Source organism: Comamonas aquatica (assembly GCF_018064205.1).
GTDB lineage: Bacteria > Pseudomonadota > Gammaproteobacteria > Burkholderiales > Burkholderiaceae_C > Comamonas > Comamonas aquatica.
The window spans coordinates 2814872-2836521 of record NZ_CP072916.1 but is presented as its reverse complement, the minus strand read 5'-3'; the positions used below and the strand labels follow the sequence as shown (position 1 = coordinate 2836521).

The following is a 21650-nucleotide window of genomic DNA, read 5'->3' as shown; positions in this document are numbered from 1 at the left end:
GGGTGTGGGTTGTGCGGAAGCCTTGCCCTCCGCGCAGTGTGTTTTCATTTGGAATGAGGAGCACAGCATGGCACGCATGATGAAAGCCGCCGCCTTTATCGACAAAGGCCGGATCGAGATTGTCGATAAACCCGTCCCCGACGTGGGCCCCAACGATGCGCTGGTCCGCATCACCACCACCACCATCTGCGGCACCGACGTGCACATCCTCAAGGGGGAGTACCCGGTGGCCCAGGGCCTGACCGTGGGCCACGAGCCGGTGGGCGTGATCGAGAAGCTGGGCAGTGCCGTGCAGGGCTACACCGAGGGCCAGCGCGTGATCGCCGGGGCCATCTGCCCCAACTTCAACAGCTATGCGGCCCAGGATGGCTACCCCAGCCAGGACGGCAGCTACCTGGCGGCGCGCGGCCTGTGCGGCTGCCACGGTTACAAGGCCACGGCCGGCTGGCGCTTTGGCAACCTGATCGACGGCACCCAGGCCGAGTACGTGCTGGTGCCCGACGCCCAGGCCAACCTGGCGTCCATCCCCGACGGCCTGACCGACGAGCAGGTGCTGATGTGTCCGGACATCATGTCCACCGGCTTCAAGGGGGCGGAGAACGCCAACATCAAGATCGGCGACACCGTGGTGGTGCTCGCACAGGGCCCCATCGGTCTGTGCGCCACGGCCGGCGCGCGCCTGCTGGGGGCGACCACCATCATCGCCGTCGATGGCAACGACCACCGCCTGGGCATCGCCAAGAAGATGGGCGCCGATGTGACACTGAACTTCCGCAACGTGGACATCGTGGACGAGGTGATGAAGCTCACCGGCGGCAAAGGCGCGGACAGCTCCATCGAGGCCCTGGGCACACAGACCACGTTCGCCCAGGCCATGAAGGTGCTCAAGCCCGGTGGCACGCTGTCCAGCCTGGGCGTGTACTCGGAAGACCTGTCCATCCCGCTGGCGCAGTTTGCCGCGGGCCTGGGCGACCACACCATCCGCACGGCCCTGTGCCCTGGCGGCAAGGAGCGCATGCGCCGCCTGATGAACGTGATTGCCGCCCAACGTTTGGACCTGGGCGTGCTGGTCACGCACCAGCGCAAGCTGGATGACATCGTCGAGGCCTACGACCTTTTTTCGCACCAGCGCGACGGGGTGCTGAAGATCGCCATCAAGCCCTGAGCAGGGCGGCCAGCAAAAAAGGGACGCCTCGGCGTCCCTTTTTTCATGCGTGCTCTGCCGGCTTACTTGTAGTCGTAGGTCACATCGTCCACGTGCAGGCTGCGCTCGCCGTCGGGCGGCGAGAAGCAGTCGCGGAAGGTGAACACGGCCGAGGTCAGGAACATGGTGACCAGGCCCATGCCCAGCATGATGGTCAGGATGTTGGCCGCCAGGGCTACGGCCGAGCCCAGCAGCAGCGACAGCACCAGCGTCACCAGCGACAGGACCAGGCCCGCAGCGATCGCCAGGCCCAGCCAGCCCAGGGCGTACATGAAGAAGGCGCGGAAGTTGCGCACGCAGGCCACGACGCTGAAGAACACCGCCTTGACGGGCGAGACGCCGTGCCACTGCACCAGCGCCGGGGCGTGCCACATCAGCATGGCCAGCAGGTTGTAGAGCACGAAGCCGCTCCACAACGCGATCTGGAAGCCCGGTTGCTGCACCAGCTCCTCCGCCACTTCGGGGGTGATGGGGTCGTTGCTCAGCGACAGGCGCGCCAGGCTGCCGTCGTCGAACAGTGAGGTCAGGCTGACGATCAGCAGGATGCCCAGCATGTAGAACAGGCCCAGGATGGCTAGCGCCTGGATGCGCGACGGGCCGCTGCGAAACGGCGCCAGGATCAGGCTGGGGCGGGGGATGCGGTCCTGCGAGGCCTCGGCGGCGCCCAGCATCATCACCAGGAACACGGTGGGCATCAGGATCAGCGCCAGGTAGGACCCGATCACCGGCAGCATGCCCAGCAAGGAGACGGCCGCCATGCTGAGGAACAGCAGGGCTGTCAGTGCCATGGGCTGGCGCCAGAAGGTTTGCATGCCAAGCTTGACCCATTGCAGGCCGGTGCTGGCGGGAACGATGTGGAGTTTCATGTCTGTGGGGCGCAGGAAGGTGCGGCTGCGGGCTGGGCGCCCAGCATGCGCACAACTGTACCCCACGGCTGCGGCGCAGCAGTCCGTGGGGCTGATCGTGCAGGGCTCAGTGCGGGGCGGCGCTGCCCAGGTCCACGGGGTAGGCCACGCGCTGGCGCAGCACGCGCTCGAAGTGCGTGGGGTCGTGCGGCACCAGCATCGAGGCTTCGCGCGGCAGGTAGAAATCCCACAGGCGCGAGATCCAGAAGCGCAGCGCGCCGGCCCGCAGCATGGCGTTGAACAGCTGGCGCTCGGCCGCTTCCAGCGGGCGCACGGCCTGGTAGGCCTGCAGCATCGCCTGGGCGTTGTCGGCGCGGTGGGCGCCGCTGGCATGGTCGATGCACCAGTCGTTCAGGCACACGCACAGGTCGAACAGGAAGGTGTCGGTGCCGGCGAAGTAAAAGTCGAAGAAGCCGGTGAGCTGCTCGCCGTCGAACATCACGTTGTCGCGGAACAGGTCGGCGTGCACCGGGCCGCGTGGCAGGGCGCGGTAGGCGCTGGAGGCCGCCGTGTGGTTCTGGAACGCCAGTTCGGCCTGCAGCAGCTCGGCCGCGCCGCTCTCCAGGTGAGGCAGGACCACGGGCACGGTCTGGTTCCACCAGGCCAGGCCGCGCAGGTTGGGCTGCTCGCGCGCGTAGTCGCGGCCGGCCAGGTGCATTTTGGCGAGCATTTCGCCCACGGCGGCGCAGTGCACGGGCTGGGGCTGCAACTGGCTCTTGCCGCGCAGCTTTTGCACGATGGCGGCGGGTTTGCCGCAGACCTTGTGCAGGATGTCGCCGCTCTTGGCATCGGCCTGCGGGTCGGGCACCGGGATGCCCTTGTGGGCCAGGTGCTTCATCAGGTGCAGGTAGAAGGGCAGCTGTTCGGCGGTCAGGCGCTCGAACAAAGTCAGCACCCACTCTCCTTGATCGGTCGTCAGGAAGTAGTTGGTATTTTCAATGCCGCCTTGAATGCCACGCAACTCGGTCAATTGGCCCAGGGGAACGCGGCGCAGCAGGTCGCGCGCGTCTTTGTCAGAGACTTCGGTAAAAACAGCCATCGCTCAGGATGTAGAAAGGGAACATCCCACCGCCGCCATGGGCGGTGGTGGGGCAGTGGACGCGGGGTCCGCTCAGAACTGCAGGGCGCGCCAGACCCGGCGGCCGTTGGTGCCGTCGGTGCCTTCGTTGTTCTTGGGGTCGACTTCGTAGGCGGGCAGATTACCCACCTTGGGTTGCACGGTAATGCTCTTGGTTTCGCCGCCGACGCGCAGTTCATCCACGCGGCTGCCACCATCCTCGACGCGGATGCGTTCGATGCGTTGGTTGCCCTTGTCACCCTTTTGCTCTGCATTTTGCAGCTGTTGGGGTGATTGAGCATTCGGTTGGGGCGAGTTTTCGCCATTGGCCTGGGCCAGCACGGGGGCGGCGGTCAGGAGCGAGGTGAGGAGGAGGGTGGCGGCGCGCATGCCCAAATTGTAGGCGTTGTTGCCCCGGTGCATGTGCAGCCTGCGCACCGGCGCCGGGGACAGCTGCGGGCAGGCCCTGGTGCCGGGCAAGACCATGCCCGTTCCCGCCGGCCCTGGCGACAGGCACAATTCCCGCCATGAGCAATTCCAAGACATTGGTGCTGGTCGACGGCTCCAGCTATCTGTACCGCGCCTACCATGCCATGCCCGACCTGCGGGCCGTGCCCGGGGACCCCAGCAGCCCGGCCACCGGGGCCATCCGCGGCATGGTGAACATGATGCAGTCGCTGCGCAAGGATGTGGCGGCCGATTACGCCGTCTGCGTGTTCGATGCCTCGGGCCCGACCTTCCGCGACGCCATGTACGACCAGTACAAGGCCACGCGCTCGCCCATGCCCGACGATCTGCGCAGCCAGATCGCCCCCATCCACGAGGTGGTGGACCTGCTGGGCTGGAAGGTGCTGACCGTGCCCGGCGTGGAGGCCGACGATGTGATCGCCACGCTGGCGCAGCTGGCGGCGGCGCAGGGCATTGACGTCATCGTCTCCAGCGGCGACAAGGACCTGAGCCAGCTGGTCAACGAGCGCGTGACCATCATCGACACCATGAACGGCAAGAAGCGCGACGTGGCCGGCGTGACGGCCGAGTTCGGTGTGCCGCCGTCGCTGATGGTGGACTACCAGGCCCTGGTCGGCGACACCGTGGACAACGTACCCGGCGTGACCAAGGTCGGCCCCAAGACGGCCGCCAAGTGGCTGGAGGAATACGGCACCCTGGACAACCTGATTGCCCACGCCGATGCCATCAAGGGTGTGGCGGGCCAGAACCTGCGCGATGCCATCGCCAGCGGCCAGCTGGCGCTGAGCCGCCAGCTGGTGACCATGAAGACCGACTGCGACCTGAGCGCCCATGTGCCGGGCCTGCCGGCGCTGGACGACATCACCCTGGATGCGCCGGACACCGAGGGCCTGCGGCCTTTCTATGAGAAATATGGCTTCAAGGGCCTGGCACGGGCGCTGGGTGCTCCTGCTTCGGAAGCGCCGGAGGCCGCCCCTGCCAGTGCCCAGGGCGGGCTGTTCGACGCCGACGATGCGGCCGCCACCGAGGTGGCCGTGGCCGCCCAGCAGCGCGAGGTGGTCTACACCACCATCCTGACCGAGGAACAGTTCCAGCTGTGGCTGGCCAAGATCCACGCCGCGGCGCTGACGGCCATCGACACCGAAACCGATTCGCTGGACGAGATGCAGGCGCAGATCGTCGGCATTTCCCTGAGCGTGCAGGTGGGCGAGGCGGCCTACATCCCGCTGCGCCACGAGGGCATGGACGTGCCCCAGCAACTGTCGCTGGACTGGGTGCTGGCGCAGCTCCAGCCCTGGCTGGAGGACGCCCGCCAGAAAAAGCTGGGCCAGCACGTCAAGTACGACCAGCATGTGTTTGCCAACCACGGCATCACCGTGCGCGGCTATGCCCACGACACCATGCTGCAGTCCTATGTGCTGGAAGTGCACCGCCCGCACAACCTGGGTAGCCTGGCGCTGCGCCATGTGAACCGCACCGGCATCAGCTACGAGGACCTGTGCGGCAAGGGCAAGAACCAGATCCCGTTTGCCCAGGTGTCCGTGGACAAGGCGGCGGCGTACAGCTGCGAAGATTCCGACCAGACGCTGGACGTGCACGGCGTGCTGTGGCCGCAGCTGGAGGCCGATGCCAAGCTGCGCCACATCTACGAGCTGGAGATGGCGACCAGCGAGGCGCTGTTCCGCATCGAGCGCAACGGCGTGCGCATCGACGCCGGGGCGCTGGCGCGCCAGAGCAACGACCTGGGCGCGCGAATCCTGCAGCTGGAAAACGAGGCCTACGAGATCGCCGGCCAGCCCTTCAACCTGGCCAGCCCCAAGCAGCTGGGCGAAATCTTCTTCGACAAGCTGGGCCTGCCGGTGGTCAAGAAGACCGCCACCGGCGCGCGCAGCACCGACGAGGAGGTGCTGGAAAAGCTGGCCGAGGATTACCCCCTGCCCGCCAAGCTGCTGGAGCACCGCAGCCTGTCCAAGCTCAAGGGCACCTACACCGACAAGCTGGCGCAGATGGCGCTGCCGCGCACCGGCCGCGTGCACACCCACTACGCCCAGGCCGTGGCCGTGACCGGGCGCCTGTCCAGCAACGACCCCAACCTGCAGAACATCCCCGTGCGCACGCCCGAAGGCCGGCGCGTGCGCGAGGCCTTTGTGGCGCCCGAGGGCAAGCTGATCGCCAGCGCCGACTACTCGCAGATCGAGCTGCGCATCATGGCCCACCTGAGCGGTGACGAGGCCCTGCTGCGCGCCTTCCGCGATGGCCTGGACGTGCACCGCGCCACGGCGGCCGAAGTCTTCGGCGTGGCCGTGGACCAGGTCAGCAGCGAACAGCGCCGCTATGCCAAGGTCATCAACTTCGGCCTGATCTACGGCATGAGCAGCTTTGGCCTGGCCAAGAACTTAGGGATAGAGACCAAGGCCGCGGCGGCCTACATCGACAAGTACTTCCAGCGCTACCCTGGCGTGAAGCGCTACATGGAGCAGACCGTGGAGCTGGCCCACGCCCAGGGCTATGTGGAGACCGTCTTCGGCCGGCGCCTGTACCTGCCCGAGATCAACGGCGGCAGCGGCCCGCGCAAGAAAGCGGCCGAGCGCGCCGCCATCAATGCGCCCATGCAGGGCACGGCGGCCGACCTGATCAAGAAGGCCATGGTGGCCGTGCAGGCCCGGCTGGACGCTGAGCGCCCCGAGGTGCAGGTCATCATGCAGGTGCACGACGAACTGGTGTTCGAGCTGCCGGCGGCCGCGCGCGACTGGGTGCAGGCCGAAATCCCCGCCCTCATGGCCGGCGTGGCCGATCTGTCCGTGCCGTTGCTGGCCGAGATCGGCTTTGGCCCCAACTGGGAGCAGGCGCACTGAGCGGGACCTCCCGCTCGATACCTTTAAAAAGAGAGCGGCATGCGCATGCCAATTAGGCCTTCCAGCCACTTTTGTGGCTGAAAGGATTGAAATGCATGCGCTGAGTGCTCCTGAAAACCAATCCAAGGAATGCCGTGTCAACTGGCTTTGCACTGACGCCCGCTGTGCGCATGGGGCTGTCGATTTCTGTGGCGACGGGGCTGTATGGCATCTCGTTCGGGGCCCTGGCCGTGGCGGCGGGCCTGCATGTCTGGCAGGCGCTGGCGCTGAGTGCGCTGATGTTCACCGGCGGCTCGCAGTTCGCCTTCATCGGCGTGATCGCGGGCGGGGGCGCCGGCTCGGCCGCGGTCGGCGCGGCCACCTTGCTGGGTGTGCGCAACGCCGTCTACGGCATGCAGATGAACCGATTGCTGCAGCCCCGGGGCTGGCGCAAATGGCTGGCCGCCCACCTGACCATCGACGAGTCGGCCGCCACCGCGTCCGGCCAGATCGATGCGGCCGAGCAGCAGCGCGGCTTCTGGACCGCCGGCGTCGGCGTGTTCGTGCTGTGGAATGCCTTCACCCTGTGCGGGGCCCTGCTGGGCGATGCCCTGGGCGACCCACGCCAGTGGGGGTTGGACGGTGCGGCCGTCGCCGCCTTCCTGGGCCTGCTGTGGCCGCGCCTGCAGCAGCGCGAACCCGTGGCCCTGGCTGTGCTGTGCGGCGTGGTCACGGCCCTGGCCGTGCCCCTGCTGCCGCCGGGCCTGCCGATCTTGCTGGCGGCCCTGGTCGGTGCCGCCTGGGGCTGGTGGCGCAGCGCGCGCCTGCAGCTGGATGGGAGGCCCGCATGAGCCTGTGGCACTGGATCGTACTGGCCAGCGCCGCCGCGCTGCTGACCAAGCTGCTGGGCTATGCCGTGCCGGCGCGTTTCTTGCACAACCCGCGCATGACCCAGGTGGCGGCCTGCATGACGGTGGCCCTGCTGGCCGCCCTGACGGTGATGAACACCTTCTCGCACGGCCAGGCGCTGGTGCTGGATGCGCGGCTGGCCGCCCTGGGCGTGGCCGCCCTGGCCCTGTGGTTGCGCGCGCCCTTTTTGCTGGTGGTGGTGCTGGGGGCGGTCAGCGCCGGCGTGGTGCGCTGGCTGGCGGGCTGACAGCGGGGGGGCTTGACAGCTTGTGTACGCTGGAACGTCATGGGGTTGAAGCGGGCGCGCAAGCAGCCCCGCTGACGACTCAGTCAGCGCGCAGCGGCGCAGCAAGCCGCCGCGTCTTTAGCGAAAATGCGAAGCAGTTCGGGCCACCGCCCTGAAAGAAAACAGTTGTTATGACATTGGTCGCCATCATCGTGGCCACCCTGGCTTCCGGCATCGGCAGCGTCTGGGTGGCTAACTTTCTTTTGCAAGCCGGTTTCGGCCAGCGCGCCAGCAGCCGCGCGCAGCAAGGCCTGCTCAGCCTGGCCGCTGGGGCCTTGCTGGCCACGGCCTTTATGCACCTGCTGCCCGAAGCCTTCAACAGCGAGGCCAGCGCCCAGGATCTGTTCATGACGCTGCTGATCGGCGTGGTGTTCTTCTTCCTGCTAACCAAGGCCGAGCTGTGGCACCACGGCCATGAGCATGCCCACGAGCATGAGCACCATGTGCATGACCACACCCACGCCCACCCCGGGCACACGGGGCACCACCACCATGCCAAGAGCAGCGGCTGGTCGCTGCTGACCGGCGACAGCGTGCACTGCTTTGGCGATGGCATCCTGATTGCCTCGGCCTTTGTCGCCGACATCCGCCTGGGCCTGATTGCCGCCGTGTCGGTGATGGCGCACGAGGTGCCGCACCACATCGGCGATCTGGTGGTGCTGCGCAACAGCGCCCACCGCAATCTGGCGCTGTTCAAGGTGTCGCTGGCCGGTGCGGTCACGGCGCTGGGCGGGTTGACCGGCTACTTCCTGCTGGGCCACCTGGAAACCTGGCAACCCTACTTCCTGGTGGTGGCCTCCAGCAGCTTTGTGTATGTGGCCCTGTCCGACCTGATCCCGCAGCTGCAAAAGCGCCTGTCGGCCCGGGAGTCGCTGGTGCAGGTGGCCTGGCTGCTGACCGGCATCGTGTTGGTCACCGCGGTCAGCGGGCTGGCGCACGGCGGCCACGGCCACTGAGCCGTGCGCACACCAGCGCACTTCCCACACCCAACAAAAAAGGCACCGTACGGTGCCTTTTTTGCGGCGGTAGTGTTCACTGGCTCATGCCGGTTCCGTCTGCTGGTGCTCGGGGCGGCGCGTGCCCTGCAGCACGGAACGCACGGCCGACAGCTGGCGGCGCGACACCTGCAGCATCTCGGGTACGCTGTGCAGGCGCATGGCCCAGCATTCGCCTTCCTCGTCGGTGTACTGCTTCTCCAGCATCCGCATCTGGCTGGGGTTGACCAGGGCGTTGCGGTGCAGGCGCAGGAACTGGCCGGGGTAGCGCTGCTCCAGCTCGCTCAAGGAGTTGTCGAGGATGTAGGTGCGCGAGGCAGTGCGCACGGTGACGTATTTCTGCTCGGCCTTGAGGTAGACGACCTGGTGCAGGGGTACGCGCTCGGCACGGCCACGGTCACGGATCACCAGCGCCGGGGCAGATTCGCTGCTGCTGGGCGTGCCTTCGAGGGCTCGGATGCGGCGCAGCTTGGCAATGGCCTGCTGCAGGCGCTCCAGGCGCACCGGCTTGGTCAGGTAGTCGATCGCCTCCACCTCGAAGGCGCTGGCGGCGTACATGGAATGGGCCGTGACGAAGACGATGGCCGGGGGCTTGGGCAGGTTGCGCAGGGTCTGCGCCAGCACCATGCCGTCGGGGCCGGGCATCTGGATGTCGAGCAGCACCAGGTCCACTGGCAAGGGGCTGCGGTGCACAAACTCCAGCGCCTGGGCAACGTTGGCAGCTTCTTCAATGGTGAACGGCGCGGAGGGGTCTTCGCTTTCACTCAGCAGCACCCGCAACCGGTTGCGGGCCAGCAGTTCATCATCAACGATGAGGATGTGCATCTCTTATCTCCGGATGGTTATGTACTTCTTAACTGAGCGGTAGAGATATCAAAACTTCGAAACGGCCTTCCTTGCGCGTGGCGCTGAAGCTGGCCTGCACGTCGTGCAGCAGCCGCAGTCGCCGCTCCACGTTCTTCAGGGCCATGCCCTGGCCCTGTGGTGCAGTGGCCTTGTCGCCGAGGCGTCGGGACGGATTCAGTGTATTGGTGACGCGTAACAAAATGAATTTTTTCTGAGTGAGTTGCGCGGAGATTGTTACTTTTGCGCCAATTTCAGAGGGTTCTACCCCATGTTTGACGGCGTTTTCCACCAAGGGCTGCAACAGCAACGGCGGCAGGTGGGCGTCGAGCGCCGCAGGGTCCAGGTCCCAGTGCACCTGCAGCCGTTCGCCGAAGCGTATTTGCTCGATGTCGAGGTAGCGTTGCGCCAGCTCAATCTCTTCTGACAGGGTGATCTTGCTGCGGGGGTCCTGCAAGGTGGCGCGGAACAGATCGCTCAGGTCCTGCAGCAGGCGCTCGGCCTTGCCCGGGTGCTCGCGCACCAGGGCGATCGCGCTGTTGAGGGCGTTGAACAGGAAGTGCGGGCGAATGTGGGCCTGCAGCGCGGTCAGCTGTGCCTTGGTGGCCGCCGGGGTGCGGCCCTCGGCACGCAGCACCAGGTAGCCCACCAACACGGCGGCCATCACGCCGCCGGAGATGGCGTTGGCCAGCCAGTGCAGGTGCGCCACCTGGCCGTTGATCGCCAACATGGCCGTGGCGTAGAGGCCGGCCACCATGCCCAGCACGATGCCGATCGCGTACTGGTGCGGGCCCTCCATGCGGTGCAGCACGCGCTTGAGGCTGCAGGCCATCAGCAGCCACACCAGCGTGCCCGGCAGGCCGCCACTGGTCAGCCAGGCCATCTGCAGCAGCCACTCCCAGCCGTTGGCCCCCTGGTAGAGCGCTGCCAGGGCGAGCACCAGCTCCACGCCCAGCACGGCGCGCAGCACCACCCCCAGATGGCACGCATCGAAGATCAGAACCGGCAGCGCTGCAGTAGGCTGAGGGGTTGTCCCTTCTGCGGATTCGGAGGAAGGTGATTGGCTCGATAAAATTTCAGGCTTGTGCATAGGGCATCCGGGTGTTCCGGGTGTCTGTCGTAACCGGAAATTCTGCCCTCCCATGTCTGATCACACCACCACGCAGCCCTCCCACAACCAACTCGACACCAAGGCGCAGGCGTGGTCCGCGTTGTTTTCCGAGCCCATGAGCGATCTGGTCAAGCGCTACACCTCCAGCGTGTTCTTCGATCAGCGCATGTGGAAGGCCGACATCACCGGCAGCCTGGCACACGCGGAAATGCTGGCAGCCCAGGGCGTGATCGGCCAGGACGACTACGCCGCCATCCAGAAGGGCATGGCGCAGATCCAGCAAGATATCGAGTCCGGTGCGTTCGAGTGGAAGCTGGATCTGGAAGACGTGCACCTGAACATCGAGGCGCGCCTGACGGCCCTGGTCGGCGATGCCGGCAAGCGCCTGCACACCGGCCGCAGCCGCAACGACCAGGTGGCCACCGATGTGCGCCTGTGGCTGCGCGACGAGATCGACCTGATCGAAGGTCTGCTCAAGGAGCTGCAGCTGTCGCTGGTGGAAGTGGCCGAGCAGAACGTGGACGTGATCCTGCCCGGTTTCACCCACCTGCAGGTGGCCCAGCCCGTGAGCTTTGGCCACCACATGCTGGCCTATGTGGAAATGTTCAAGCGCGACGCCGAGCGCATGCTGGACGTGCGCAAGCGCGTGAACGTGCTGCCCCTGGGCTCGGCCGCGCTGGCTGGCACCACCTACCCGCTGGACCGCGAGCGCGTGGCCCAGACGCTGGGCATGGACGGTGTCTGCCAGAACTCGCTGGACGGCGTGTCCGACCGTGACTTCGCCATCGAATTCACCGCGGCCGCCTCGCTGTGTATGGTGCACGTCTCGCGCCTGTCGGAAGAGCTGATCGTGTGGATGAGCCAGAACTTCGGCTTCATCAAGATTGCCGACCGCTTTACCACCGGTTCGTCCATCATGCCGCAGAAGAAGAACCCCGACGTGCCCGAGCTGGCGCGCGGCAAGACAGGTCGTGTGGTGGGGCACCTGATGGGCCTGATCACCCTCATGAAGGGCCAGCCCCTGGCCTACAACAAGGACAACCAGGAAGACAAGGAACCGCTGTTCGACACCGTGGACACGCTGAAGGACACGCTGCGCATCTTCGCGGAAATGATCGGCGGCCAGGTCAATCCGGCGACCGGCGCCAAGGAAGGTGGCATCACCGTGAACGCGGCCAACATGCGCGCCGCGGCACTCAAGGGCTATGCCACGGCCACTGACCTGGCCGACTACCTGGTGAAGAAGGGTCTGCCCTTCCGTGACGCCCACGAAACCGTGGCGCATGCCGTGAAGCTGGCCACGGCCAAGGGCGTGGACCTGAGCGAGTTGCCCCTGGCTGAGCTGCAGTCCTTCAACCCGAATGTGCAGGCCGACGTGTTTGACGTGCTGAGCCTGGAAGGCTCTCTGAACGCTCGCAACACCCTGGGTGGCACCGCCCCTGCACAAGTGCGCATCCAGCTGGCCAAGCACCGCGCACGCCTGGCGTAAGCAGCCAGCGACTCGGCCTGGGTGGGCCGAGTCCATCCATCGCACAAGGGACGCAGCCGCGTCCCTTTTTTTGGGGGCCGCAAGGCTAATGCGGTGCGCAACGATGCGCCACCTCGCCAAAAGCTATCCATTTTGAAGCTGTCGGCGGGCTGGGGGCTGATAAGCTCGCAGATGGCCGTGTATGGCTTTTTCTGTTTTTGATTGTTGGAGAAATTCGTGATCCACGCATCCCGTCGTCGCTTCCTGGTCCAAACTGCGCCGCAAGCCGCAGTGCTGGCTGCAGCCAGCGTGGCCGGATGGCGATGGTCGTGGGCCTCCGAAAAACCCCTGCGCATCCTGGTGGGCTTTCCGCCCGGCGGCGGTACGGACGTGATCGCCCGCCTGTTGCAGGAGCCTCTGGGCCGCCGCCTGGGGCGCACCGTCATCATCGAGAACAAGCCTGGTGCCGGCGGGCAGATTGCCGCGCAGCAGCTCAAGACCTCGGTGCCCGATGGCAGCACGCTGTTCCTCACGCACGACCACAGCATTTCCATCCTGCCGCAGGTGGTGCGCCATGCGGGCTTCGATCCGGCGGTGGACTTCGAGCCGGTGGGGGGCTTTGCCTCCTTCGTCAACACCTTCGCCGTCTCGGGACTGCATCCGGCCCGCAGCTTCGAGGAGTATCTGAAGTGGGTGCGCAAGAGCTCGCACGGGCGCAGTGCCGTGGGCATTCCCGCACCGGCCTCCACGCCCGAGTTCCTGGTCAAGCAGCTGGCGCAGCGCTACGACCTGGACCTGCAATCCGTGCCCTACAAGGGCAGTGCACCCATGATTGGCGACATGCTGGGTCGGCAGATCGAGGCTGGGATTGGCTCGGTGCAGGATTTCGTGCACTACCACAAGGAGGGCAAGCTGCGCGTGCTGGCCGTGCTGGGCGGGCGCCGCCAGCCCCTGTTGCCCGAGGTGCCAACGTTCAGCGAACTGGGGCTCAAGGGCCTGGAGGACATGCCCTACTACGGCATCTATGCCCCCAAGGGCGTGCCGGCGGCTTTCATCCAGCAGTTTGCCAAGGCCCTGGCGGACAGCGTGCAGGAGCCGGCGATCCGTCAGCAGCTTGAGGCCATTGGTCTGGTGGTCGACTCCATGAGCCCTGAGCAACTGGCGCAGCGCGAGAAGGCCTATACCGCGGTCTGGAAGCGCATCATCCAGGACAGCGGCTTTCAGCCCCAGTAAGGCGGGCGGCCAAACGGGGGGCTGCCCCCAGGTTGGCATGCAGCGTGCCGTCAACGCTGCAGTTGCACCTTGTGCGCCTTCTTGTGCACGAAATCGCCCAGGCGCTGCTGCACGTCGTGTCCCTGCTGGATCATGGCCATCACCAGTCCTTCGGTAAAGAGTCCGTCCGTGGCGGACATGTCGGCAATGCGGCTGATGGCGCTGACGATGGCGTAGTTGGACAGCGGCGCGTTGCCGGCAATTTTTTCGGCCAGCTGCAAGGCCAGCTCTGGTGCCTGGGTGTCGCCCTGGGCAGGGTCGCAGACATAGTGGGCCAGACCCAGCTGCCGTCCCTCCTGGGCATCCAGGACGCGGCCGGTGAGCATCATCTCCACCATGCGTGGCGCGGAAATGATGCGCGCCGTGCGCACCGTGGCGCCGCCACCGGTGAAGATGCCGCGCGTGCCCTCGGGCAGGGCAAAGAAGGTGCTGCTGTCGGCCACGCGCACATGGGCCGCGCTGGCCAGCTCCAGGCCCCCGCCGACCACCGCCCCCTGCAGGCAGGCGATGACGGGAATGCCGCCGTGCTGGATCTTGTCGAACGCGCGGTGCCAGCCCTGGCACACGCGCATGAATTCGACGCCGCTGCGCGCCTTGGCATGGTGCTCCTTCAGGTCCAGGCCCGCGCAGAAATGCTCACCCCGGGCCATCAGCACGATGGCGCGGATGTGTGCGGGCACGGCCGAGAAGTAGGCATCGATCGCGGCAATCGCCTCCTCGTTCAGCGCGTTGCGCTTGTGGGCCATGTTCAGGGTGAGGATGCCGATGGGGCCTTGCTCGGACGTCAACACGAGGGGTTCGGTCATGGAAATGCTCCTTGAGGGCTGCGGGTGAAGACGGCGTTGCGGCCGGGTGCTGGCATGGCGACGGGCGTGGTGTGCGGGTCTTGCAGCCATACCGGTGCCATGCACATGCGAATCACGCCATTCACTGGGGGCGAAGGCTTGCACCACTGCAGTCGCCGTGTTCGTGGGAGGCTGCGGTGGGTGTGCCGCGCTGTGTGTGAAGATCGCTACATTTGCAGGTGGTATGCACTAGGATGGATGAAAGAGGTGCGATTTGCAGATCATGGGCCAGTGGCCAACTGGATCTGACATGCCTTCAGCATAGGTGGCAGTGGTGGACCCGCCAATCGCTAATCGCGCCGCGCAATGTGCAAAAACTGACAAGAAGAGGGTGGGTCATGGAATCCCGTCAATGGGCTGCTGTTGCGGCCACGGTGTCGCTGGAGTTGGTGCAGGACTGGCTGGACAGCTTGCAGCGGCTGTGCCCGGAGCCGCTGCTCGACGACTGCCTCAAGCAGGCAGGCATCGTCAAGGCCTTCCTCGGCCACCCCGGGGCACGGCTGACGCACGACCAGTGCGTCGGCCTGTACCAGCGCAGCGCCGCCGCCACGGGCGACGAGATGATGGGCTTGTGGAGCCGCCCGGTGCGCACTGGCGCCCTCAAATACATCATGCGGGCGGTGCTGGATGCGCCCAGCATCCAGGTGGCGCTGTACCGCTTCACGCAGTTCTGGAACCTGTTGCTCGATGACTACCGGCTGCAGCTGAGCGACGCGGGCACCACGCTGTGCCTGGCACTGGTGGCGCGCAGCCCTGCGGCCGGGCTCAACCGCTTCGGCCATGCGCTGATGCTCAAGCTGACCCATGGCATCGTCTCCTGGCTGGTCGGGCGCGAGGTGCCGGTGCAGCAGGTGGGCTTTGCCTTTGCCCCGCCCGCGTTTGCGGCCGACTATGCGGTGCTGTTCCCGGCGCCGGTGGTGTTCGACGCTGCGCATTCGCAGATCGTGTTCGCGGCTGAGCTGGGCAAGGTCCGGCCCGTGCGCAGCCGCACCGAGGTGCGGGCCTTCCTGGTGCGGGCCCCCCGGGACTGGATCTTCACCGCCTACCACGAGCATGCGTTGCGGCTGAAGGTGCGCGAGCTGCTGTACATGGAACTGGGCCGTAGCCTGGAGGATGTGGCCGCGCGCCTGCACATGTCGTCGCGCACCTTGATCCGCAAGCTGCGCCAGGAGGGGCTGTCCTTCCAGGGTATCAAGGACGATCTGCGCCGCGACCTGGCCATCCTGCAATTGGCACGCGGCGAGGTGGCGCTGGGTGAAATCGCCTATGCGCTGGGTTTCAGCTCGGTCGCGGTGTTTCACCGCGCCTTTCGGCACTGGACGGGCATGACGCCCGGCGCCTACCGCGCCGCACAGCGCCAACTGGCCTGAAGAGGCCACCCGGTGCCGGCATGTGCGCGGCCGTGCACCGGCTTGGTGCTACGCTGTGCGCAATTTTTATCGTTTTGAGGGAGCATCAGGTGTTGCAAGGACGTTGGAGCAAAAGGTGGGGGTGGGCGCTGGGGCTGGTCGCAGGCATTCCCTGGGCGGCACAGGCGGTCCAGATCAGCCAGGTGACGCCGCAGGGCGCAGTCAACGAAGTGCAGCAGGTGGTGGTGCAGATGTCGGCCGATGCGGTGCGCCTGGGCAATGCCCAGGCCCCGGCCCCGGTGCGCGTGCAGTGCGCGCCCGGCAACGCGGCGGGCACCGGTCGCTGGACCAATGCGCGCGAATGGGTCTGGCAGCTGGACCAGCCCTTGCCGGCCGGCACGCGCTGCAGCGTGCAGCTAGAAAAATCATTCAAATTGCCATCTGGTCAAGCATTGACGGGCGCTTCCAGCTATCAGTTTGAGATTGCCGGCCCGCTGGTGCGCGAGACCTGGCCGGCCACCTACGAGCCGGTGGACGAATCCCAGACCTTTGTGCTGCAGCTCAATGGCGCGGCCACCCCGCAAAGCCTGCAGCAGCATGTGCATTGCCGGGCCCAGGACGTGGGTGAGCGCATTCCCGTGCGGGTGCTGGATGCCGCGCAGACGCGCGCGGTGGTGCAGGCCCTGCACCTGCCCGCCAAGGGCCACTATGCCGCCCTGGAATGCGGGCGCCGCCTGACGGCTGGCAGCCGCGTGCAGCTGGTCTATGGCGCGGGTGTGCAGATGGCCAGCGGCGTGACCAACAAGGCCAGCCGTACCTTTGATTTCGAGGTGCGCCAGGCCTTCACCGCCGAGCTGCAGTGCCAGCGCGAGCGGGCGAATGCCGGCTGCCTGCCGATCCGCGATGTGACGCTGTCGTTCACCGCCCCCGTGCCGGTGGACCAGGCGCGCCAGGTGCACCTGCTGCACCAGGGCAAGTCATTGCCCCCGGTGCTGGAGGCCGGTACGGACCGTGTGCAAAGCCTGCGCTTTGCCGCGCCGTTCACCCCGACCGGGCAGTACCAGCTGGTGCTGCCGCCCACGCTGCAGGACGATGCGGGGCGCAAGCTGGCGAACGCAGCCTCGTTCCCGCTGACGGTGGTGATGGGCGACACCCCGCCGCTGGCCAAGTTTGCGGCGGCGCCGTTCGGCGTGCTGGAGCGCTTTGCCGAGGGCGAAGACGGCGTGGCCGTGCTGCCCGTGACGGTGCGCAAGGTGGAGTCTGTCGATCAGCCCGCCAGTGGGGCCGGGGCCCAGGTGCGCAGCCTGCGGCTGACGCGCGACAGCGACATCATTCGCTGGTGGGACCTGGTGCAGCGCTACGAGCAAGGCAGCATCCCGCGCAAGACGGCCCAGCGCGAACTGAAGGCGCCTGTGCCGCGGCCGGTGGACGAGTCGGACCAGCACTATGTGCAGACCCGCACCCTGTCCTTGCTGACCGGCCAGAAGGGCGTGCAGTCGTCGCAACTGCCCAAGGCGAGCGCCGACCCGCGCCCCCTGGAGGTGGTGGGCATCCCGCTCAAGGAGCCCGGCCTGCATGTGCTGGAGATCGAGTCCCCGCACCTGGGCGCCGCCCTGCTGGATGAGCGCCTGGGCCAGCCGCGCAGCATGTTCGTGCGCACCTCGGCCCTGGTCACCAACCTGGCCGTGCACCTGAAGCTGGGGCGTGAGGGCTCGGCCGTCTGGGTCACCTCGCTGGACAAGGGGCAGCCCGTGGCGGGTGCCACGGTGCAGGTCTCCGACTGCCGCGGGCAGTCGCACCAGCGTGGCACCACCGACGCCCAGGGCTTGCTGCAGCTGCCCGATCTGGACAAGGAGGCCCCGCGCTGCAACCAGCACGAGGGCAGCGGCCAATGGTTTGTCAGTGCCCGCCACCAGTCCCAGGGCGTGGAGGATGTGGCCTTTGTCTGGAGTGACTGGCAGCGCGGCATCGAACCCTGGCGCTTCAACCTGCCCGTCGCCTGGGGCAACCGGCCCGAGCTGGTGGCACACACGGTGCTGGACCGCAACCTGGTGCGGGCCGGGGAAACCGTGTCCATGAAGCACGTGGTGCGCCTGCAGAACCTGCAGGGCCTGGCCCTGCCGGCGGACTGGCCGGTCGAGATGGTCATCACCCATGTGGGCAGTGGCCAGCAATACCGCCAGCCGCTGGACTGGGTGGACACGCGCAATGGTGGGCGCAACGCCACCAACGCCTGGGCCGTGCCTGCGGCCGCCAAGCTGGGGCAGTACACGGTGGAGCTGCGCTGGGGCGCTTCGGCCCGCCAGGGCCAGCGGATTCAGGAGTCGGGCAGCTTCCGGGTGGAAGCCTTCCGCATGCCCGTGTTCCAGGGCGCGGTGCAGCCCGTGGACAAGGGCGTGCTGGTGCAGCCCAAGACCCTGCCGGTGGCCGTGCAGCTGAACTTCCTCAACGGCGGTGCCGCCAACGGCCATGCCGTGCAGGTCAGTGCCTTGCTGCGCGACCGCTATGTGTCTTTCGAGCGCTGGCGTGGCTACAGCTTCAGCGCCCCGCGGGCCCCCGAGCAGGCCGACCGTGACAGCGAAGACATGGGCAGCAGCAATGACGGTGCACGCCTGGTGGCCGACAAGCTGGCGCTGACGCTGGATGCGCAGGGCCAGGGTCAGGTGGCGCTGCCATCGCTGCCGGCCGTGGCTGCACCGCAGGATCTGGTGCTGGAGGCCAGCTTTGCCGACCCGAACGGCGAAATCCAGAGCCTGCGCAGCACCCACACCCTGTGGCCGTCGGCCGTGCTGGCTGGCTTGCGCACCGAGGGCTGGATGTCCGTGGGCCGCAAGATGCGCCTGCAGGCATTGGCGGTGGACGCCCAGGGCAATCCCCAGGCGGGCGTGCCCCTCAAGGTGCAGGCCGTGCACCACACCACCAGCTCTACGCGCAAGCGCCTGGTGGGTGGCTTCTACAGCTACGACAACCAGCGCAGCAGCAAGGACCTGGGCACGGTGTGCAGCGGCAAGAGTGATGCCCGTGGCCTGTTGCTGTGCGAAGTGCAGGTGGTCGAAGCTGGGGAGGTGGAGCTGATCGCCTCGGCCCAGGATGGCCAGGGCCGCGTGGCGCGTGCCGCCGACACCGTCTGGGTAACGGGGCGCGGCGAGCTGTGGTTCGGCGGCCAGGACCATGACCGCATGGACGTGCTGGCCGAAAAGGCCAGCTACGCGCCGGGCGAAACCGCCAAGCTGCAGGTGCGCATGCCCTTCCGTGAGGCCACGGCCCTGCTGAGCGTGGAGCGCGAAGGCGTGCTGCACACCCAGGTGGTGCACCTGCAGGGCAAGGACCCGACGGTGGAGCTGCCGGTGCAGGCCGGCTGGGGGCCGAATGTCTACGTCAGCGTGCTGGCGCTGCGCGGGCGCCTGTATGAAGTGCCCTGGTACAGCTTCTTCACCTGGGGCTACAAGGTGCCCCGGCAGTGGTGGAATGCTTTCTGGTACGGCGGCAAGGAATACGTGGCGCCCACGGCCCTGGTGGACCTGAGCAAGCCGGCCTTCCGCCTGGGCGTGGCCGAGCTGAAGGTGCAGGACCGTTCGCAGCAGCTGACGGTGGCGGTGCAGGCCGACAAGGCCAGCTACCAGGTGCGCGACAAGGCCAAGGTCACCATCCGCGCCACTCTGCCGGATGGCAAGCCCGCAGCCCATGCCGAGGTGGCCGTGGCCGCCGTGGACAAGGCCTTGCTGGAGCTGTCGCCCAACCCCACTTGGGATTTGCGCGCCGCCATGTGGCAGCGCCGCAGCTGGGCGGTGTCCACGTCCACGGCCCAGATGGAGGTGGTGGGTCGGCGCCACTATGGCCGCAAGGCCGCGCCCCCGGGCGGCGGCGGCGGCAACGGCGCCCCCACGCGCGAACTGCTGGACACGCTGCTGCTGTGGCAGCCCCGCGTGCAGCTGGATGCCCAGGGCCAGGCCGTGGTCGAGGTGCCGCTCAACGATGCCCTGACCAGCTTCCAGATCGTCGCGGTGGCCGAGGACGGTGTGCAGCGCTTTGGCACCGGCAGCACCGACATCCGCACCACGCAGGACCTGCAGCTCATCAGCGGCCTGCCGCCGGTGGTGCGCGAGGGCGACCAGTTCCGTGCCATGGTCACGGTGCGCAATACCACGCAGCAGCCCATGCAGGTGCAGCTGCAGCCCAAGGCCCATGGCCTGGAGCTGCCGGCCCAGACCGTGGAGATCGCGGCGCAGCAGGCGCGCGAGGTGAGCTGGAACGTCACGGTGCCCACGGCCCTGGGTCAGGCCACGGAAAGCGCCTGGGACTGGCGCCTGGAAGGGCGCGACACCAAAACCGGCGCCAAGGATGCGCTGGCCTTCACGCTGCGCCTGCTGCCGGCCGTGCCGCTGGCGGTGCAGCAGGCCACCCTGGTGCAGATCGACGGCCACTGGCAGCAGCCCCTCGAATGGCCCGAGCAGGCCGTGCCCGGCAAGGGCGGCCTGCGCCTGGCCTTCAGCGACCGGCTGGCCGATCCGCAGCAGGGCGTGCCCGGGCTGCGCGACTGGTGGCAGGCCTATCCCTATGCCTGCCTGGAGCAGACCGTGGGCAAGGCCATCGGCTTGAACGACGCCGACCTGTGGCAGCGCACCATGGCCAAGTTGCCCACCTACCTGGACGATGACGGCCTGGCCATGTACTTCCCGCCCCAGGGCGGCTACCAGGCCCGGGGCAGTGACAGCCTGACGGCCCACCTGCTGTCGGTGCACCACAGCCTCCAGCGCGTGGCGCCGGCAATGGCCCTGCCCGTCGCTGAGAAGGCTCGCATGGAGTCCGGTCTGATCGCCTTTGTCGAAGGGCGCATCGAGCGCCAGCACTGGAGTCCGCGCAAGGACCTGGAGGTGCGCAAGCTGGCCGCGATTGCGGCGCTGGCGCGCAGCGGCAAGGCCCGCCCGGCCATGCTGCAGAGCATCAGCCTGTCGCCCCAGGACTGGCCGACGCACGCGGTGATCGACTGGCTCAGCATCCTGCAGCAGATGCCGCAGGTGCCCGAGCATGACCAGCGCCTGGCCGAGGCGCAGCAGGTGCTCAAGGCCCGGCTGTCGTACACGGGCAGCCAGGTCGGTTTCAGCACCGATGCCCAGGACCAGTGGTGGTGGCTGATGCAAAGCGCCGACGTGAACGTGGCGCGCCTGCTGCTGACCACGCTGGACGATGCCGCCTGGGATGCCGAGCGCACGCGCCTGGTCACCGGCCTGCTGGCGCGCCAGCAGCGCGGCCACTGGGGCACGACCACGGCCAACACCTGGGCCGGGCTGGCGCTGCGCCAGTTCTCCCAGAAGTACGAGCGCGATGCCGTCACGGGCGACACCACGGCCCTGCTGGGTGCCGCCACCCAGACCGTGCACTGGGCTGCTGCGGTCACGCCACCGGCGGCCGGTGCCACTGCGCTGCCCGCAGGCAGCGGCGCCGGACTGACCGAGGGCCTGCCACCCCGCACGCTGTTCCTGCCCTGGGGCGAGCGCCGTCTGGGCCAGCTCAATGTGCAGCACCGCGGCACGGGCAAGCCCTGGGTGGCCCTGCAGTCCGTGGCTGCCGTGCCGCGCACCCAGCCGCTGAATGCCGGCTATGTGCTGCGCAAGACCGTGACCGCCGTGCAGGGGGCTGACGCCCAGCGCTGGCAGCGCGGCGATGTGGTGCGCGTGCGCCTGGAAGTGCAGGCCAGCGCGGACATGACCTGGGTGGCGCTGAGCGACCCGATCCCGGCTGGTGCCACCATCCTGGGCAACGGCCTGGGGCGCGATTCCATCGTGGCGCAGCAGGGTGAAGGCAAGGGCGCCGAAGGGGTCTGGCCGGCCTTCGTGGAACGCGGCCAGGACAGCTACCGTGCGTACTGGGACTACCTGCCCAAGGGCACCAGCGTGGTCGAGTACACGCTGCGCCTGAACAACGCCGGTGACTTTGCGCTGCCGCCCACGCGGGCCGAGGCCTTGTACGCCCCCGAGATGTTTGGCGAGCTGCCGAACGCCCGCTGGAAGGTGGCGCAGCCCTGAGCATGCTGCGGATGCACCCCGGGCCTGCGGGCGTGGGCCTGGGATGGTCTGGGGCACGGCCCCGTCGCGCCGTGGCGA

General features: G+C 67.5%; 15 protein-coding genes. 9 read left to right on the top strand and 6 right to left on the bottom strand.

The annotated features are described in order from the left end of the window. Window positions 1-67 precede the first annotated feature (67 nt). A complete protein-coding gene (locus KAQ61_RS13370; RefSeq protein WP_210929485.1) occupies window positions 68-1165 on the top strand; it encodes an NAD(P)-dependent alcohol dehydrogenase in 1098 nt (365 codons plus the stop codon). 62 nt (window positions 1166-1227) lie between these two features. On the opposite strand, the gene KAQ61_RS13365 is transcribed toward KAQ61_RS13370, so the two are convergent. The 3 genes from KAQ61_RS13365 to KAQ61_RS13355 form a co-directional block, all read right to left on the bottom strand. Next, window positions 1228-2070: a BPSS1780 family membrane protein gene (locus KAQ61_RS13365; protein WP_210929484.1), complete on the bottom strand. Its 843-nt coding sequence runs from the start codon at window positions 2068-2070 to the stop codon at window positions 1228-1230. Between the two features lie 106 nt (window positions 2071-2176). Then, complete coding sequence (locus tag KAQ61_RS13360) at window positions 2177-3148, bottom strand: homoserine kinase (protein ID WP_042419260.1); 972 nt, start codon at window positions 3146-3148, stop codon at window positions 2177-2179. 72 nt (window positions 3149-3220) lie between these two features. After that, window positions 3221-3556 (bottom strand): hypothetical protein, encoded by a 336-nt coding sequence (locus KAQ61_RS13355; protein WP_042419288.1) that lies wholly within the window; start codon window positions 3554-3556, stop codon window positions 3221-3223. Window positions 3557-3693: 137 nt separating this feature from the next. Here KAQ61_RS13355 and polA point away from each other — a divergent pair, with 137 nt between their 5' ends. The 4 genes from polA to KAQ61_RS13335 all read left to right on the top strand — a co-directional run bounded on the left by polA (window position 3694) and on the right by KAQ61_RS13335 (window position 8619). Next, on the top strand, window positions 3694-6489 hold the full coding sequence (gene polA, locus KAQ61_RS13350; protein WP_210929483.1) for a DNA polymerase I: 2796 nt from the start codon (window positions 3694-3696) through the stop codon (window positions 6487-6489). A gap of 134 nt (window positions 6490-6623) precedes the next feature. Continuing rightward, the gene (locus tag KAQ61_RS13345; RefSeq protein WP_210929482.1) at window positions 6624-7319 is read left to right on the top strand and encodes an AzlC family ABC transporter permease; all 696 of its coding nucleotides are present in this window, start codon (window positions 6624-6626) and stop codon (window positions 7317-7319) included. Further along, window positions 7316-7624: an AzlD domain-containing protein gene (locus tag KAQ61_RS13340; protein ID WP_210929481.1), complete on the top strand. Its 309-nt coding sequence runs from the start codon at window positions 7316-7318 to the stop codon at window positions 7622-7624. The genes KAQ61_RS13345 and KAQ61_RS13340 overlap by 4 nt, the downstream gene beginning before the upstream one ends. A gap of 170 nt (window positions 7625-7794) precedes the next feature. Beyond that, complete coding sequence (locus KAQ61_RS13335) at window positions 7795-8619, top strand: ZIP family metal transporter (RefSeq protein WP_042419270.1); 825 nt, start codon at window positions 7795-7797, stop codon at window positions 8617-8619. Window positions 8620-8703: 84 nt separating this feature from the next. Here KAQ61_RS13335 and KAQ61_RS13330 read toward each other — a convergent pair whose 3' ends face one another. Then, a complete protein-coding gene (locus KAQ61_RS13330) occupies window positions 8704-9483 on the bottom strand; it encodes a LytR/AlgR family response regulator transcription factor (RefSeq protein WP_210929480.1) in 780 nt (259 codons plus the stop codon). A gap of 28 nt (window positions 9484-9511) precedes the next feature. Beyond that, window positions 9512-10591 (bottom strand): sensor histidine kinase, encoded by a 1080-nt coding sequence (locus KAQ61_RS13325; protein ID WP_210929479.1) that lies wholly within the window; start codon window positions 10589-10591, stop codon window positions 9512-9514. A 52-nt stretch (window positions 10592-10643) separates the two neighbouring features. Here KAQ61_RS13325 and argH point away from each other — a divergent pair, with 52 nt between their 5' ends. Together argH and KAQ61_RS13315 are read left to right on the top strand one after the other, a co-directional pair. Then, window positions 10644-12101 carry an argininosuccinate lyase gene (argH, locus tag KAQ61_RS13320; protein WP_210929478.1) on the top strand — a complete coding sequence of 486 codons (1458 nt, stop codon included), beginning with the start codon at window positions 10644-10646 and terminating at the stop codon, window positions 12099-12101. A 219-nt stretch (window positions 12102-12320) separates the two neighbouring features. After that, window positions 12321-13313 carry a Bug family tripartite tricarboxylate transporter substrate binding protein gene (locus KAQ61_RS13315; RefSeq protein WP_210931919.1) on the top strand — a complete coding sequence of 331 codons (993 nt, stop codon included), beginning with the start codon at window positions 12321-12323 and terminating at the stop codon, window positions 13311-13313. 50 nt (window positions 13314-13363) lie between these two features. On the opposite strand, the gene KAQ61_RS13310 is transcribed toward KAQ61_RS13315, so the two are convergent. Continuing rightward, complete coding sequence (locus tag KAQ61_RS13310; protein WP_210929477.1) at window positions 13364-14158, bottom strand: crotonase/enoyl-CoA hydratase family protein; 795 nt, start codon at window positions 14156-14158, stop codon at window positions 13364-13366. Window positions 14159-14535: 377 nt separating this feature from the next. On the opposite strand from KAQ61_RS13310, the gene KAQ61_RS13305 reads away from it, so the two are divergent. Beyond that, a complete protein-coding gene (locus tag KAQ61_RS13305; protein ID WP_210929476.1) occupies window positions 14536-15567 on the top strand; it encodes a helix-turn-helix domain-containing protein in 1032 nt (343 codons plus the stop codon). Between the two features lie 89 nt (window positions 15568-15656). Next, the gene (locus KAQ61_RS13300) at window positions 15657-21572 is read left to right on the top strand and encodes an alpha-2-macroglobulin family protein (protein WP_244982900.1); all 5916 of its coding nucleotides are present in this window, start codon (window positions 15657-15659) and stop codon (window positions 21570-21572) included. The last annotated feature ends 78 nt before the right edge of the window (window positions 21573-21650 follow it).

Excerpts from the sequence above, each read along its gene's own strand:
- KAQ61_RS13310 (WP_210929477.1), bottom strand. The coding sequence starts at position 14,158 with ATGACCGAACCCCTCGTGTTGACGTCCGAGCAAGGCCCCATCGGCATC.
- KAQ61_RS13305 (WP_210929476.1), top strand. The coding sequence starts at position 14,536 with ATGGAATCCCGTCAATGGGCTGCTGTTGCGGCCACGGTGTCGCTGGAG.
- KAQ61_RS13335 (WP_042419270.1), top strand. The coding sequence starts at position 7,795 with ATGACATTGGTCGCCATCATCGTGGCCACCCTGGCTTCCGGCATCGGC.
- polA (WP_210929483.1), top strand. The coding sequence starts at position 3,694 with ATGAGCAATTCCAAGACATTGGTGCTGGTCGACGGCTCCAGCTATCTG.
- KAQ61_RS13325 (WP_210929479.1), bottom strand. The coding sequence starts at position 10,591 with ATGCACAAGCCTGAAATTTTATCGAGCCAATCACCTTCCTCCGAATCC.
- KAQ61_RS13365 (WP_210929484.1), bottom strand. The coding sequence starts at position 2,070 with ATGAAACTCCACATCGTTCCCGCCAGCACCGGCCTGCAATGGGTCAAG.
- KAQ61_RS13330 (WP_210929480.1), bottom strand. The coding sequence starts at position 9,483 with ATGCACATCCTCATCGTTGATGATGAACTGCTGGCCCGCAACCGGTTG.
- KAQ61_RS13355 (WP_042419288.1), bottom strand. The coding sequence starts at position 3,556 with ATGCGCGCCGCCACCCTCCTCCTCACCTCGCTCCTGACCGCCGCCCCC.
- KAQ61_RS13370 (WP_210929485.1), top strand. The coding sequence starts at position 68 with ATGGCACGCATGATGAAAGCCGCCGCCTTTATCGACAAAGGCCGGATC.
- KAQ61_RS13360 (WP_042419260.1), bottom strand. The coding sequence starts at position 3,148 with ATGGCTGTTTTTACCGAAGTCTCTGACAAAGACGCGCGCGACCTGCTG.
- argH (WP_210929478.1), top strand. The coding sequence starts at position 10,644 with ATGTCTGATCACACCACCACGCAGCCCTCCCACAACCAACTCGACACC.
- KAQ61_RS13340 (WP_210929481.1), top strand. The coding sequence starts at position 7,316 with ATGAGCCTGTGGCACTGGATCGTACTGGCCAGCGCCGCCGCGCTGCTG.